Consider the following 14,773-nt stretch of genomic DNA (forward strand, 5'->3'; position numbering starts at 1 on the left):
GTCTCACGGGGAGTCTGCTTGTCCCCTCGAAATCACCTTATGCGAAGTTCTCGGCCGTTTTCAAGACCACGAAATGACGTCCGGTTCCCGTCGATTCCGCGACGGTTCGCCGTGGCGGTGTTTCCAACTGTGACGGTGTCCTACTGCAGGCGCATCGAAGGCAGGACTTCAAAGACGAACATGGCGACGGCTAGGGCAGCTATGACGTAGCCGAGGAAGGTGTTGAGCGTAACGTGGGGATCTGGCGGGGCGGTCATGGACGAAGCTCTTGCGGTTATCCCGGCCTGCTCGGGGTGGCCGGCGCAACCAACGTCTCTTGTGGGCGAGTGGATGCCGCTCGCCTCCTGAAAAAGATGTACAGCAAGCAGCCGTCGACGAGCAAGGTGACAATCAGGACGCCGTAGGCCCACGGGCTTCCCACTAGACCAACCTCGATCAACACGCGAGAAAAGCCGAAGCCCACCACCCATGCATCGAAGCTCATGCAGATCCGGCGGAATGTCTCGGGATCCAGACGGCTGATGGCGTAGGATCCGAACGGAACTCCTATCGCGATGCAGGGGAAGAAGACCCACAGAAGCTGCCCGCTTTCGGCGGTGAAAAGGCCAAGCTGATAATAGACAACGGCGGTTACGCTGGATTCGGCCACGCGTACCAATGCGAGGCCAGCTCGAAATTCGGTTTTGACCAGACCTTGGTTGTTGAAGAGGATCGCGAGCGGTGGTCCCGAGATCGTTGTGACGGAGTATAGGATCCCCAGAGTGGCTCCGAAGGGCAGACCGACCAGCGAACTCGAGCGAATTGGCCTGCGCCACCCCGCTGCCTGCAGCAGGATGAGGGGCAGAATGATCGAGTAGGTCACCAGTTTGACCCAACCCGGCTGCACGGAAGTAAGAATCAGAGCGCCGATACCGATCCCCGGGAGGAGGCCGAGGACGATTGGAAGAACCCTTCTCCAGACGGCCGCGACGCCACTCAGATTGATAAACAGAACGTAGAAATTGGTGACGACCTCTATCAGCACGATCGCGGGATTTAGGATGCGGTTCGTGTAGAAAACGAGCGCCATCGGCACCGTCAGGGATGAAAAGCCGTAGCCAAGCGCTCCGTTGACGAAGGCCGCGAACAGCGCGATGCCGGCGACGATGATCACCGCAGTATCAACGGGAGGCATTGCGGCTTCTCCAACAAGCCGGTCGCTGAGAGCTCATCCTATCACGATGATCCGTTTGCAGATGCACAGAGCCGGGCCTCTTTAAGGCGGCCGACTACTCGGATTAGATGAGTTCCGGATGGTGAAGTCTTCGTGATGTTCTGGCGCTCTCGCCAACGCGTGTGCGGGTTGACAGGTTCGCCTGGGAGAGTTTTATTTCGGGCTTGGGGATTTGCGATCTCCCCGCGAGGCGTCATGCCCAAGAATCGCGTCCTGATCACCAAGGGCGCAGCATGCCGGCTTCATACACTTCTATTTCTCCCGATAAATTGGCTCGATTGGTCGGCACGGCGGCAGCGCCGACGCTTATCGACGCGCGCGTCGACGAGGACTTCTCGGCCGATCCGCGCCTGATCCTGGGCGCGGTGCGGCGCTCGCATCTTGACGTCCAGGATTGGGCGTCTCGCCCGACGAGCCAGTCCGTCATCGTGGTCTGTCACAAGGGCAAGAAGCTCAGCGAGGGGACCGCGGTCTGGCTCCGCTGCTGCAACGTCGCCGCCGAGAACCTCGAAGGTGGTCAAGTCGCCTGCAAGGAAGCGAACCATCCGACGGTGCCGGCCGCCAGGATCGACCCGGCCGCGTGCCCATGGCCGATCCGCCGCTTCGTCGATCCCACTGCGGTATTCCTGTTCGTCGCGCCGGCTGAAATCGAGGCGGTTGCCGAGCGTTTCGAGGCCACGCCTTTCGACATCGAGAACGTGTTCTGGAGCCGTCGCGGCGAGCTCTGCGCCTTCGACGTGATGCTCAAGGAGTTCGGCCTGTCGTCGCCCGCTCTGCGCCGCCGATACGGGGCGCCTCGATCTGTCTCCCGAGGCGCCGGGCCTGCTTGCGGCATCGCTCGGGCTGTCGCGCATGTTGGACGACGACCTCGAGCAGTTGAACGCCGGTCTCCGGCTCTACGACGCATTCTACCGATGGTGCCGCGACGCGACCAAGGAGTTGCACAACTGGCCAACCAACAAGGGCAAGCGAGACCAAAGGCCTGATGACTTCTGGGGCAGGGACAACCAGGAGATCAGACATGCGAACATCGACGATCTATCGGGCGGCGCTCTTGGTGGCGCTTGCGGCGGGACTCTCGCACGCTCACGCCCTGACTCAGGAAGAGCTGATCGCCAAGATCCAGGCGGCCGGCTACTCGCAGGTTCAAGACGTGAAGTCGACGGCCGAAGGCATTACCGCCATTGCGGTGAAGAACGGCAAGCCCGTGAAGCTGCTCGTCGACAGCAGCGGCCAGATCAAAGAGCGGAATTGAGCGAGAGGAGCAGCATCATGAAGAAAACCATCCTCGCGCTCGCCGGCATTGGCGTCTGCCTTTTCGCAATCCGCTTCGCGCCCTTCTTCCCGGCGTATGCTCAAGATGCCGAATGGCAGAAGGTAGACGAGGCGCTCGGACGAAAGCCGGCGGTTTCGGACGACGTGCGGCGCTACGGCTTTCCCCGCAGCGACCTCTCCGTGACCTTGGACGGCGTGGCGATCAAGCCGGCGCTGGCCCTGGGCGGCTGGGTCGCGTTCAAACCTGCGCACGGCGGGGCCATGGTCATGGGAGACCTCGTTCTGCTGGAGACTGAGATCAATCCCGTGATGGCGAAGATGATCGCGAACGGTCTCGAGATCACGGCCGTGCACAATCATCTGCTGCGGGCGAGCCCTGCAACCTTCTACATGCACGTCGCCGGCCATGGGGACCCGGCCAAGCTGGCGTCGGCGATCCACGATGCACTGGCCGAGAGCAAGACGCCGCTGACGGTCGCGGCGCCGGCGAGCCCGCCGCCAGCCGTCGACCTAGACACCGCAAAGCTCGACCAGATCATCGGCGTGAAGGGCCAGGCCAACGGCGGCGTCTACCAGTTCAACGTCAAGCGGCGGGACCCGATCACGCAGGACGGCATGCCCCTGACGCCTGTCGGCCCGATGGGAGTCGCGATCGCTATCAACTTCCAGCCGACGGGAGGCGGGAAGGCCGCCATCACGGGGGACTTCGTGCTGACCGGCGAAGAGGTCAACCCGGTAATCCTGGCGCTGCGGACACACGGCATCGAGGTAACGGCGCTGCACAGCCACATGCTCGACGAGCAGCCCAGGCTGTTCTTCATGCACTTCTGGGCGAACGACGACGCCCTGAAGCTCGCCGAGGGCCTGCGCGCGGCGCTCGACAAGACGGCCAGTACGAAGAGTTGAGCCAAAGCTTGAACGAAGGAGTCGCCTGATGCTCTACGAGACCAAGCCGCTGCCGTTCGACCCAAAATCGATCAGCGGCATCTCTGAAAAGGTGCTCGTCAGTCACTATGAGAACAACTACGGCGGGGCAGTGAAGCGGCTCAACGCGATCAGCGCGCAGCTCGCCGAGCTGGACTTCGCCAAGGCGCCGAACTTCGTCATCAACGGCCTCAAGCGCGAAGAGCTGATCGCGGCGAACTCGATGATCCTGCATGAGATATACTTCGACGGTCTCGGCGGCGCGAGCAAGCCTGGCGGCGCGCTCGCCGAAGCGATCGTACGCGACTTCGGCAGCATCGATCGGTGGCGGACGGAGTTCGCAGCCGATGGGCAAGGCGGAGGGAGGAGGTTCGGGGTGGGTAATCCTCTCCTACTCCCCTCGCGACAAGCGGCTGGTCAACCAGTGGGCTGCCGATCATACGACGACGCTCGCCGGGGGCCGTCCGGTGCTGGTGCTCGACATGTATGAGCACGCCTATCACATGGACTTGGGCGCGGCGGCAGCCCGCTATGTCGACGTCTACATGGAGGCCATCCGCTGGGAAAACGCTTCCGCGCTCTACGATCAATACGTGAAGGAAATCTGAAAGGAGAGATGAGGTGCCATCGCTGTGTTCGCGCTGGCCGGTCTGCTTGCCGCCCTGCAGGCGGCTCACGCCCAGACCTGCAAGGTTTGCGCCGACCAGCGTGCCGCCTGCATGAAGAACTACGCGTCCCGCCTGCAAGACGGAGTATGAGATCTGTCGAAAGGCGTGCAAAAAGTGAGGCTGGTGCAATCGAAGAGCCAACTTGCGAGGTGCCTCATCGCGGCACTCGCTAACGGTATCGGGGGACTGGTCACCCTCTATGCCGGATGTGTCGCGGCCGAGAGCGTTCGGACGTTGACCGGCGTGCAGATTCGAGCGGCTTTCACGGGGAAGCAACTGACCGACGAGGTCCACTATCGGTTTGTTTATGACGGCGACGGGACGCTGCGAACTTACTCGATGGGTGTGAAGCAGGTCGGAAAATGGCGCATCCAGAAGGATGAAATTTGTCTCTATATCAAGGAGATGGACGACGACTGATACCGCGTGACACAAAGCGGTAAACGGTTCGAGCTGAAGCCGACCGGGCCCGGTGGTCCGATCGATGGCATATTGGAGGCCGCATATCACGGGGGATGGGGAGAAGTGATGACGACCACAAGCACGAATGCCGAGCGTGGAAACATGGGCGAGTTGGTGCGCTATTTTCTGCGGCCGGGCTTTCTCGGCTTTGGCGGTCCGGTCGCGCTGGTCGGCCAAATGGAGCGCGAGCTCGTCAACGACAAGAACTGGCTGACCAAGGAGCAGATGCGCGAGACCATCGCCATTTGCCAGTTGCTTCCCGGTCCGCTCGCGATCCAAGTCGGGATCTTCATCGCCTATCTGCGCTGCGGCTTCTGGGGAGCGTGGGCCGGTGGCTGGGCGTTCATCCTGCCGAATTTCGTCATCGTCGCAGCCCTTGGCGCGCTCTATGTCCATCTCGGGGATCTGAAGGCTGTCACCGGCATCTTCTATGGCGTCAGGCCGGCCGTGATCGCGCTGATCCTGCATTCCTGCTACCGGCTCGCCAAGCTCGGCATGGAGGACAATGGGCCATCGCCGCGGTCTGTCTAGCCGTGACTGTGATCCTGCAAGCGGAGGTCGCGCTGCTGTTCATAGGTGCCGGAATCGTCGGCATCATTTACTACGGTCACATCAAGCAGCCTGCGGTCGCTCTCCAACTCGCGGTGATTCCGGCGGCGGCACCCGCGGTCGCGCCCGTTGCGACCGGTTCGACATTGGGCAAGCTGCTGCTGTTCTTCCTCAAGGCGGGCTCCCTGACCTTCGGCAGCGGCCTTGTGATCGTTCCCTTTCTCGAGCAGGGGCTGGTGCAGCAGTACGGTTGGCTCAACGAGCGCGAATCCTGGTGGCGGTCGCCATCGGGATGATGAGTCCCGGGCCGGTCGTGATCACGGCGACCTTCGTCGGCTATCTGGTCGCGGGCTTCTGGGGATCGCTGATCTCGACGGTCGGCATCTTCCTTCCGTCCTTCCTGCTGGTCCTGATCGTGGCGCCGTTGCTGGCGCGACACCGCAAGAACCCGAACGTGCAGGGCTTTGTGAAGGGGGCCTACGCCGCCGCGATCGGAACCATCGTGGGTGCGAGCTTCCTGCCGGGCAAGATCGCGATCGGGGACTGGCTGACTGCGCTGATCGGCATCGTGTCGCTTGCCGTGCTGTTCCGCTGGAAGGTCAGCAATCCCTAGCTGATTGCCGCCACTGCAGTCATTGGGCTGATCGCCTATCCGATCCCGCAGCCGGATTGGGTGCTCACCGGGCTCAAGTGAGGAGTGACGATGGGCACGGCGCTCGGAAATGGTGCGGCTATGAAGCGACGTGCGGCAATCGTTCGTGCCGCCGCACGTCCGCCATACCGGGTCTGGCCGGGTAGTCTATTGGCGATCCTTGTCTCCCGGAAGAGCGCGCCAGTCGCGGCCGACGGTCTGATGGTCGTCGCTCGGCGCGGCCTGGCCGGCGTGTTCGGTCTCGCCGCCCTGGGCCTCGGCTCGGCTATCCTGCGGTGCAGACCCTTCTGCGCGGGCGAGCGTTGCAATGATGTTCATGCTGGTTTCTTTGATGGGAGGGAGCGCTGTGGCGAAGACCTTGAACTTTGACAATAGTCCTGTCGGAATGTCGCCGGAAGGATAGACTTTGACTAAGACCGGCCAGGGACAACCGAGATGGACTGTTGAGGCGACGCCTCGGCGCCGAGCAAGCCGAATGTCTTCAAGCAATCCGGGCGGGCGACCTTCCCCGTGGCCATCAAGACGACACCAGCATCGGTGACGGTTTTGTGGAGGTCAAATTCAAGGCCGTCGCGGGCTCTGAGGAGCGCGCCGCGGGTATCATCTGGCGCGCGAAAGCCGCAGACGACTACTACGTTGTCCGCGCAAACGCGCTGGACGACAACGTGGTGCTCTATAAGACCATCAAAGGCGTTCGAACCCCGCTGGACATTGTCGGACGCAAGGGCGGCTATGGCGTCAGCACGCCGGTCACGTCGGGCCAATGGCACGCGCTGCGTTGCGACTTCACGGGAAGTCGGTTCAAGGTGACCTGTGACGGAAAGCCGCTATTCGAGGTGGAGGACAGCACGATCGCTGACGCGGGCATGATTGGCTCGTGAACCAAGGTGGATAGCGTGACCCTGTTCGATGATCTGGCATATGGTGAGGTCAAATAGCTTTCCGCATTACCTGCAGTTCTGAGAGGCCGATCCCGGCCTCCTCTCGAGCCCGGCTAGTTCGCGCTCTGCGTGTGAACCGCCTCATATAGCCGACCGCAAGCTTCTTATATAATCTTGTTCTCGGCCGCGATTGCGGGGCCAGGTCTTTGCGGCCATCCAGGCCATACGCCTCACGGCTGCTTCAACAACGCCTCGAAAGGGGCTCTCCGATGCTGACCTTTCTGCGAAATGACCCCTCCGCTCCAGTCGATATCCAGGACACCGAATTCACGCGTGATCTGCTCGGCAGGTACGTGTGCAGCACATATGACGAAGCTGTGAACAATCGCGGCCGGCCATTCGATGTCGTCGTCATCGGCGCCGGGATGTTCGGCGCGTACGCTGCCAGCAAAATCTATCGCGCCGGCGCCGACCAGAACCTACGGGTGCTGCTCCTGGACGCGGGCGGCTATCTTGCGCCGACGCACGTGCAGAACATGCCGCATCTCGGCTTGAATGCGCCGGATAGCGCACTGGTCACGCACAATAACCAGGATCCAGGCGCGCGCAACGGCGTGTGGGGCATTCCTTGGCACAGCAACGAGCCGTTCACCGGACTGGCTTACTGCCCGGGTGGCCGCTCGCTTTTCTGGGGAGGTTGGTCGCCGCGGCTGATGCCGGCCGACCTCAATGTGTGGCCGAAAGGCGCGCGTGATTTTCTGAACGCGAACTACCCGGATGTCGAGCGCGAGATCGGCGTACAGGAAAAGGCAGATTACCTGTCCGGTCCCCTCAACACGGCGGTCAATGCACAGTTAGGAGCCGTTGCCGCTGGTACGAACGTGATTCTGCCTGACGTGAGCTTGGATCTCGTCGAAGAAGCTCCGATCGCGGTGCAGGCGAATTCGCCTGGCCCCGGGCTGTTTTCGTTCGACAAGTTCAGCAGCGGACCCATGCTGCTCGAAAGCATCCGGGACGACATCGCCAAGCGCTGGACCCTGAACGACAATTCGCGGCGCCGCTTCTTCCTCGTTCCCAGGTGTCACGTCATACGCCTGCAGACCAGCGGAGGCAGGGTCAGCGGAATCGATCTGACCTATAATGGTCAATTCCGGTCGCTTTCCACTCCGAACAATCTCAGTACCGACTGTCAGGTTGTCCTGGCGGCGGGCACCATCGAAACGACGCGGTTGGCCCTTGAGTCGTTTCCGGTTACCCGCGGCCCGTTCAGCATGGGCGCCAATTTCATGGCCCATCTGCGCACCAATCTCACGGTGCGCGTCAAGCGCAGCGCCCTCGGGCTCGGCGCGTCCACGACGCTCGAACAGGGCGGGGCGATCGTTCGTGGCGAGATCACAAACCCCGACGGAAGCAAGCGCCGCTATCATTTTCAGGTGCTCGCATCGGCGGAGAAGGGACAGAACCCGGAAGCGACCATGTGGACGATGGTGCCTGACATCGACCTCTTGCGGAATCTGCTTTCGAACGAAGACCCGGATTGGGTGGCAATCGTCTTCCGGGGACTCGGAGAAATGGACGGGGACAGGCGCAGCGGACCAGGCAGCACGACCAGCTTCGTGAACCTCACGAACGGAGCCGATCCGCTTCAGAACGATGGTCTGAGCGCGCGCGCTTGGGTCAATTTCACGCCCACGCCGAACGACTACGCCGCATGGAGAAAGCTCGCCACAGCGGCTGTCCAGTTGGCTGGTCGCCTCAGCAAGAGCGCCGGCGACGTCCAGTATTTATACAACGGCGGTTGGCAAAGCGCTCCGCCACCCGATCCGTTTGCCGTCACGAAGGATCAGTTGGGCAATACCCATCATGAAGCGGGCACGCTGTGGATGGGCGATGATCCGGCGATGTCGATTACCGACCCCACCGGACGCTTCCATCACATCTCGAACGCCTACGTTGCCGGTCCTGCCTTGTTTCCAACGGTCGGGTCGGCGAATCCTTCTTTAACGGGCCTAGCGCTCGCCCGTGAGAGCAGCGCTGCCGTGGTTGCCGCGTTGGCGCCAACCCCGTCGGTGCAGTTCAAATCGCTCTACACCGGGAGTTTGGTCAATTGGCAGATGTCGGGCGTCGGGGGCTTCCTCCAGGTGTTCGACATTCTCGAGTCCGTCGGCGGATCCGGGCTGCTGTGGTACACGCGCGAAAGCTTCTCCGACTTCGTGCTCGAGCTCGAATGGCAGAACGCGAGCCGCACCGACAACTCCGGTGTTTTCATCCGCGTGCCGAACTTGAACAGCTCGAATCCGAACGATTGGATGGCGGCGATCGACCAGAGCTACGAAATCCAGATCGATCCGCGCGGGTACAATTCCGAGGCGCAGAAGGAGAACGATCCCTTACGGAGCACCGGCGCAATCTACAACATCAGTGCCCCGACCCGCACTGATGTTGCGAAGGGCCCGTGGCAGTGGAACACGTTCGTGATCGAAGCCATCGGCAACCGCATCAAGGTGACGCTGAATGATATGCTTGTGAACGACTACACGGACCCCAAGCCGCGGTCACCTCGCGGCCATATCGCACTGCAGAACCATCATGATGGTTCGAAGGTGCAATTCCGCAATATTCGCATCAAGGAAGTGGTGCCGGGGGTCGCCGAACTGCCTCTCCCGAGGGTCGCGTAACATTCACCTCGCTCGGTGTTGGTCGAGCTAAGGATGGCGGGACCAGCGCCGCCGTACCCTTTCTAGCCGGTCTCAAAAGCCTCCGGTTGACAAACTGGCTTCTGTCGTTAGCGCCACGCACCGGCCGAAATGGTCAGTATTTCGGCCGGTGCGAAGTGGCCCATTCCCGTGCGTGTTCGATCGGCAAGCGTTGCACGGATGCGCGCACCTTTTGCGTTGCCGGCAAATTGTCCATGCGCTCCCGGCACCGGCAGAATCCCCGAAATTTCGGGTACATCGACTGCCCTTCGGCGGTGAGGCTGAAGGCAAATGTGCTCGGCAGTAGATAGAAATCCGCAATCGAGAGTTCGTCGCCGAGCAGGAAGTCCTTGCCGTGCGCTGTCCGGCCCGGAGACATGGGTAACGAAACGTACCTAAGAGATGGGTGGTGACAACCTCGTGCCGATCGGGTTGTCTCGGGGGTTCAAAGTCATCTGCCAGGTTCGCTTCAAATTGAGGCCGCTGGCCTGCAATCTGTTGCATTCAGGGTGACGCATTCGTGGCCTGGCTATTTTTGCTTGGCTCGCGCTATCGCCGTCAACCCCGCGCGTGCCGCGCCCCTTCGGGCTGCGGAGGTTGACCGCGACAGCGGAGCCAAGCAAGTGGCCTTCCATGCCAAGAATGCACAAGAGCGCGTCTTTGTCAGGGCGCTGTGGTCGTGGCTGAGACATCGGTGATGGGCTTCGGACCGAACGGGTTATCGAGAGGTTGCAAGGTCTTCTGTTCGAGATCGAAATAGCCGAGATCGTAATGCATGAAGCTGACGAGCCAGATGCCCTCGTCGACCTCCTTGATGCCGAGCTTCTGACCAGCCAGGACGATTGAGATGTTGATCCTCTTGCGATGGAGGCAGAGGCGGCCGCAGGCGGTGACGACGACGTCGCCTCGTGGAAGGGATAGCTCAACTCCGGCAGGCCGGCATAGGCCCGCGCTGAAGCCGTGTAGACCTCGGCAGGACACTTCATGCCGAGCGCCTCGTGGGGGCGCTCGGTATTGAACTCGTGCACGAAGGCATCGAAGCGCTCCTGCTGTTGCAGGCTGTTGAAGCCAGGCGGCCTGGTGGCCTCCTTCTTGAGGGTGAGATGCATGCGCTCGTGCCGGCCATTTTGTTGCGGATGACCTGGCTTGATGCGCTCGATGGCGATACCGAGGCGGAGCCACCATACCGAGAGCTTGGAAAGATTGAACAAGGCGTTGGGACTGGCAAACGGCACGCCATTGTCGGACCGAATGGCAAGCGGCAGGCCGCGCTCGCGGAACAGGCGCTCGAAGGCGGTCATGGCAGGCTCCTCGCGCGTGGGGTCGAGCGCCTCGCACAGCAGCAGGAAGCGCGCGGCATGATCGCTGACGGTTAGCGGGAAACAGTAATGGCTGTTGCCAAGCTTGAATTCGCCTTTGAAGTCGGCGCACCAGACATCGTTCGGGGCAGTCCCTTGCGATAGCGACGTGCCGCGCGCGCGATGGCGCGGCCCGCCGCCCCGCCTGACCAAGCCGTGGCGATCGAGCACCGCATGAATGGTGCTTTTGGCCGGCACCCGGACGTCGCCGTCGAGCCGTCGCACCAGGAGTTCGCGGATCTTGCGGGCCCCCAATGCGGCTTCTCAGCCTTGAGCTGGACAATCAGCGTCTCGATCTGGGCCGGCAGTTGATTGGCGTAGCGAACCGGCCGCCTGGAGCGGTCGCTCAGCGCCTCCAGGCCATGTTCCTTGTAGCGATCGAAAATCTTGTAGCCGGTCTTGCGCGAGATGCCGAACTCCCGGCAGACATCCGTCATGGCTTCCCCGTCCAACAGGCGGGCGACAAAGCGAAGGCGCTCCTCCATTACCGAACTCGCTTTCCACGGCATCCACACATCCCGCAGAACAAAAGCGGAAAGTGTAACCCATGTGTCCGGTACGTTCTGTCACCTATGTCTCGGGCCGCTCAGCGCAAGCTGGCGCTCGGCGACCGAAAGCCCCGTCTCGACCTTGGGCAGCGCGTGCGCGACGACTTTCTCGTCGGAGGCAATTCCGAGCTCCGGGAAAACCAGCCGCTCATGTGTCACGTGGTAGATCATGTAGGGGTAGTAATAGCTATTGACGGCGCTGATCCACTGGTTCATCCGCGCCCGCGCCTTGAGGTCTTTCGGCGTCAGCGACACGCCGCCGAACGCTTCGTCGACATAGGCGGCGATCGCGCTCGTTTCATAGACAGTAAGATCGTCATGGTCCAGAATTGGGACGCGGTTAAAGGGGTGTAGCGCCAGGTGATCGGCCTTGCCCATGACAGGCTCGAGGTCGCGGAATTGGTAAGCCACGCCCTTGTGCGTCAGGATCAGGCGAACGATGTTAACGAAGGTGCTACGTGGAAAACCGTAGACGATCGGATCGGACATCCGTCTTCTCTTCTGCGCTTGTCTTTTAGAGCAAGAACCAGAGCCAGAACGGCTTGGCGGCCTCACACAGCGCCTGTTCACGGGTGAGCCCAAGGTCCTTGAGCATATGCGGGTTATCTACAATCTCGCGCAGGCTCTGCGTTCGTGCTGCCGGTCGAGCCAGCTCCACCATCCCTGCCGCCGAACGGCTGATTTGATTCCTGAGCTGAATTGATGAAGCGGGATGGCCGGGTCCGGCGCTTGCACGGGCGGGATCGCCCCCAGGGGCGGTCAGCAGGATGGACATGGAAAGCTCCAAATGCCTTGAAATACTGGGGTGGAGCTGTTCAATAGTCCTGCGGGATGCTTCCCCGCAAAGCATCGTTTCTCGTGCCTGCCTTAGTTTTTCTCATGAAGTCGGTAGGATGCGCCCGCGCCTACCGCCGCTCAATGCCCTGAAGGCTTTCGAGGCCGCCGCGCGCCACGAGAGTTTTACGCACGCGGCTGAAGAGCTTTGTGTCACTCAAGGAGCGCTGAGCCATCAGGTGAAGGCGCTGGAGACTGAGCTCGCGCTCAAGCTATTCAATCGTGAACGTCAGCGCCTGATCATCACCGAGGCGGGGAGGGACTATCTTGCCGTTATCCGCGACGCGCTTGACCGCATTGCAGTTGGAACGGAGCGGCTGTTGCAGCGGCAAAGCGCTGGCGTTCTCACCGTCAGTACCTCACCGGATTTTGCCGCCAAATGGCTGGTGCATCGGCTCGGGCATTTCGCGGAGGCGCATTCCGGCATCGATCTCCGTGTCTCGGCCACGATGCACCACGTCGATTTTGCCCGCGAAGAAGTTGACCTAGCGGTGCGCCACGGCGATGGCAGTTGGCCGGGTCTCGACCCCATAAGGCTCTCGTCGGAGTGACTATTTGCTGTGTGTAGTCCGAAACTGCTGTCGGGGCGCCGACGGATCGGAGCGGTCTGTGATATCTTGAAATTTCCTCTGATTCATCTCGATAACCGATCCGACTGGGCGAATTGGCTGCGTGGCGTCGGTATCGATGAGGCCGATGTCACACACGGGCCTGTGCTCAATCGTGCGAGCATGGTTATCGATGCCGCGATCAATGGGCAGGGCATCGCGCTTGCTCGAACGACGCTGGCGGCGTGGGATTTGATCAACGGTCGGCTGGCACTCGCATTTCCGGAGTCAACGCGCTCCAAGACCTAGTGGATCGTATGCCCGAAGGCCTCTGCAGCGCAGCCAAAGATCGCGACCTTTCGTGACTGGCTGCTCGCGGAGGCGTCAAACGACCTTCGTCAGCTCAAATCACTCGTCGGGACCTCGAAGGCGAAGCCGCGGTGATTACTAAACTGTCGTACCCCTGTGTGTTAACGCTCGTTGCCATCTTAAAGGTCGGCGAACTCAGATTCTTTGGCGAACGGTTGCGGCCGCTCTCACAGGACCGGAACAGAACCCTCCAATCCTTTGTTTAGACGTTAACGGTCCAACAAAGGAGAAGGGCCATGATCACGAGCAAAATTACTATCTTGGGAGTGGTGCTCGCCTTCAGCGCCACCTCAGTCTACGCGGGTCCCTGCGATACTGCGAGCCGCGATGCAGGATCAGGAAACGTCCCGGGCTACACCGGGCAAACCACGGGCTCCACAGCAACTGATTCCAAGGAGCATCCTCCGACATCTTCCATGAGCAAGGCCTCGGAGCATACCGCGGCGTCATCAGAAGACGCGCAGCGCCAGATGCAGAACGAGCCTACTGCTGCAGAGCAATCAACGACGACCAAGCCTGCACCTTCCGCGCAGCAACCGGATAGGACAGCAGGCACCGTTGAGCAGACCCGCCCCGCGCCCACTGAGCAATCGAAGAAGGCAACGGCCGGTACGGCCGAGCCCGCACCGTCGCAGAAAAAGGCGACTGACTGCTAAGCGCGCGGGGGCCAAAAAGGCAGCCTAGCTGACCGACCGTTTTGACGCCTCGATCAGCTTGTCCGTCCCGTGTCTGCTTCAGATTGAACGCGACTGGAACGCCCCAAGGCAACCGAAGTGCTGCCGATCGCGAAGGATGCGCGGGCAAGGCCGTACGTTGCCGCTCATAGCGCTATGTACCGGATGCTTGATCAAACTGAAGTGAACGGTCGGCGCCGTTCGGAGACCTCGCGTCTCGGTGGTTCCTAATTGACAAGCAGTCCCGCTTTGGCAAAGTCGGGGCCTGGGGATGGCGGTCTCCCCATGAGGCGACAAGCCCAAGCATCGCGTCCGGACGCCTGAGAAGGACGCAGCATGTCAACCGTCAACGACGGGTTTTCGCCAGATCGTTTGGCGCCTTTGCTGAGCGTGAGAAACCTGACCAAGCACTATGGAAGCGACGGCGCCGCCATAGACCGCGTGACGTTCTCTGCTGTAGCGGGCGAAATTCTCGGCATTATCGGTCCAAATGGAGCCGGCAAGACAACACTGCTGGAAGCCGTTGCCGGACTTCTGCCGGTGAACTCGGGTGACGTTTTTTGGCGCGGAGAGCCGCTACACGTGGGTCTTCGACGAGACGTCCTGTTCTACTTGCCGGATGGCGTCCGTCCATACAATAACCAGTCCGCGCTACAGGTCGTGTCGTTTATCGGCGACGTCTTTCGACGCTCAGACGCAGACATCAGGTCGACCATCGAAGCGATTGGGTTGCAGCCGGTGCTTCGAAAGCGCGTCCACGCTCTGTCAAAGGGATATGCCCGACGGCTGATGCTGACCATCGGACTGCTCGCGCCGCACGACCTGCTGCTGATGGACGAACCATTTGACGGATTCGACTTGCGGCAGACGCGCGACGTTATGGGGGTCTTGCGTCGCCAGACGGCACGTGGGCGCACGCTGATACTCTCTATCCATCAATTGGCGGACGCCGAGCGGGTTTGTGACCGCTTCATCTTGCTCTCGGCAGGGCAGGTGCGCGGGTCCGGAGGACTTGGGGAACTGCGTGCGCAGACGGGACTGCCGAGCGGCTCAGTGGAGGATATCTTTCTTGCACTCACGTGAAGCATACGTGCGGCCTACCGCACCGATCGCTCCGCTGCT

12 protein-coding genes and 5 pseudogenes are annotated in these 14,773 nt (G+C 61.4%); 12 read left to right on the plus strand and 5 right to left on the minus strand.

Going from position 1 to position 14,773, the window contains the following annotated elements; translation table 11 throughout:
- Positions 1-274 precede the first annotated feature (274 nt).
- Positions 275-1,174, minus strand: a complete 900-nt coding sequence (locus AC5V87_RS16245) for a sulfite exporter TauE/SafE family protein (RefSeq protein WP_456839212.1) — start codon at positions 1,172-1,174, stop codon at positions 275-277.
- 272 nt (positions 1,175-1,446) lie between these two features.
- Between AC5V87_RS16245 and AC5V87_RS16250 the strand changes: the two are divergent.
- From AC5V87_RS16250 to AC5V87_RS16280, 7 genes and pseudogenes are all read left to right on the plus strand, one after another.
- A pseudogene (locus AC5V87_RS16250) lies at positions 1,447-2,185 on the plus strand (chromate resistance protein ChrB domain-containing protein); the annotation flags it as partial.
- Positions 2,186-2,234: 49 nt separating this feature from the next.
- Positions 2,235-2,468, plus strand: coding sequence for a hypothetical protein (locus tag AC5V87_RS16255; RefSeq protein WP_456843379.1), 234 nt, complete (start codon positions 2,235-2,237; stop codon positions 2,466-2,468).
- A 17-nt stretch (positions 2,469-2,485) separates the two neighbouring features.
- On the plus strand, positions 2,486-3,394 hold the full coding sequence (locus AC5V87_RS16260) for a DUF1259 domain-containing protein (protein ID WP_456843378.1): 909 nt from the start codon (positions 2,486-2,488) through the stop codon (positions 3,392-3,394).
- Positions 3,395-3,422: 28 nt separating this feature from the next.
- A pseudogene (locus AC5V87_RS16265) lies at positions 3,423-4,020 on the plus strand (superoxide dismutase).
- 183 nt (positions 4,021-4,203) lie between these two features.
- On the plus strand, positions 4,204-4,500 hold the full coding sequence (locus AC5V87_RS16270) for a hypothetical protein (protein WP_456839211.1): 297 nt from the start codon (positions 4,204-4,206) through the stop codon (positions 4,498-4,500).
- Between the two features lie 108 nt (positions 4,501-4,608).
- Entirely contained in the window at positions 4,609-5,073 is a 465-nt protein-coding gene (locus tag AC5V87_RS16275; RefSeq protein WP_456839210.1) for a chromate transporter, read from the plus strand.
- Positions 5,074-5,297: 224 nt separating this feature from the next.
- Positions 5,298-5,704: pseudogene (locus AC5V87_RS16280) on the plus strand (chromate transporter).
- Between the two features lie 186 nt (positions 5,705-5,890).
- On the opposite strand, the gene AC5V87_RS16285 reads toward AC5V87_RS16280, so the two are convergent.
- Positions 5,891-6,061 carry a hypothetical protein gene (locus tag AC5V87_RS16285; protein WP_495371591.1) on the minus strand — a complete coding sequence of 57 codons (171 nt, stop codon included), beginning with the start codon at positions 6,059-6,061 and terminating at the stop codon, positions 5,891-5,893.
- Positions 6,062-6,186: 125 nt separating this feature from the next.
- On the opposite strand from AC5V87_RS16285, the gene AC5V87_RS16290 reads away from it, so the two are divergent.
- Entirely contained in the window at positions 6,187-6,624 is a 438-nt protein-coding gene (locus AC5V87_RS16290) for a hypothetical protein (protein WP_495371592.1), read from the plus strand.
- A 269-nt stretch (positions 6,625-6,893) separates the two neighbouring features.
- Positions 6,894-9,302 carry a 3-keto-alpha-glucoside-1,2-lyase-like domain-containing protein gene (locus tag AC5V87_RS16295; RefSeq protein WP_495371593.1) on the plus strand — a complete coding sequence of 803 codons (2,409 nt, stop codon included), beginning with the start codon at positions 6,894-6,896 and terminating at the stop codon, positions 9,300-9,302.
- Positions 9,303-9,983: 681 nt separating this feature from the next.
- Here the strand turns inward: AC5V87_RS16295 and AC5V87_RS16300 are convergent.
- The 3 genes and pseudogenes from AC5V87_RS16300 to AC5V87_RS16310 all read right to left on the minus strand — a co-directional run bounded on the left by AC5V87_RS16300 (position 9,984) and on the right by AC5V87_RS16310 (position 12,001).
- Positions 9,984-11,187: pseudogene (locus tag AC5V87_RS16300) on the minus strand (integrase core domain-containing protein).
- 57 nt (positions 11,188-11,244) lie between these two features.
- A complete protein-coding gene (locus AC5V87_RS16305; protein ID WP_456839204.1) occupies positions 11,245-11,715 on the minus strand; it encodes a glutathione S-transferase family protein in 471 nt (156 codons plus the stop codon).
- Positions 11,716-11,740: 25 nt separating this feature from the next.
- Entirely contained in the window at positions 11,741-12,001 is a 261-nt protein-coding gene (locus AC5V87_RS16310) for a DUF1127 domain-containing protein (RefSeq protein WP_495371594.1), read from the minus strand.
- Between the two features lie 118 nt (positions 12,002-12,119).
- Between AC5V87_RS16310 and gcvA the strand changes: the two are divergent.
- The 3 genes and pseudogenes from gcvA (at position 12,120) to AC5V87_RS16325 (ending at position 14,734) form a co-directional block, all read left to right on the plus strand.
- Positions 12,120-12,917: pseudogene (gcvA, locus tag AC5V87_RS16315) on the plus strand (transcriptional regulator GcvA).
- A 296-nt stretch (positions 12,918-13,213) separates the two neighbouring features.
- The gene (locus tag AC5V87_RS16320; RefSeq protein WP_456839202.1) at positions 13,214-13,633 is read left to right on the plus strand and encodes a hypothetical protein; all 420 of its coding nucleotides are present in this window, start codon (positions 13,214-13,216) and stop codon (positions 13,631-13,633) included.
- A 354-nt stretch (positions 13,634-13,987) separates the two neighbouring features.
- Positions 13,988-14,734 (plus strand): ABC transporter ATP-binding protein, encoded by a 747-nt coding sequence (locus AC5V87_RS16325; RefSeq protein WP_495371595.1) that lies wholly within the window; start codon positions 13,988-13,990, stop codon positions 14,732-14,734.
- The last annotated feature ends 39 nt before the right edge of the window (positions 14,735-14,773 follow it).

The sequence above is a fragment of the Bradyrhizobium sp. SOJA106 genome (assembly GCF_059448745.1).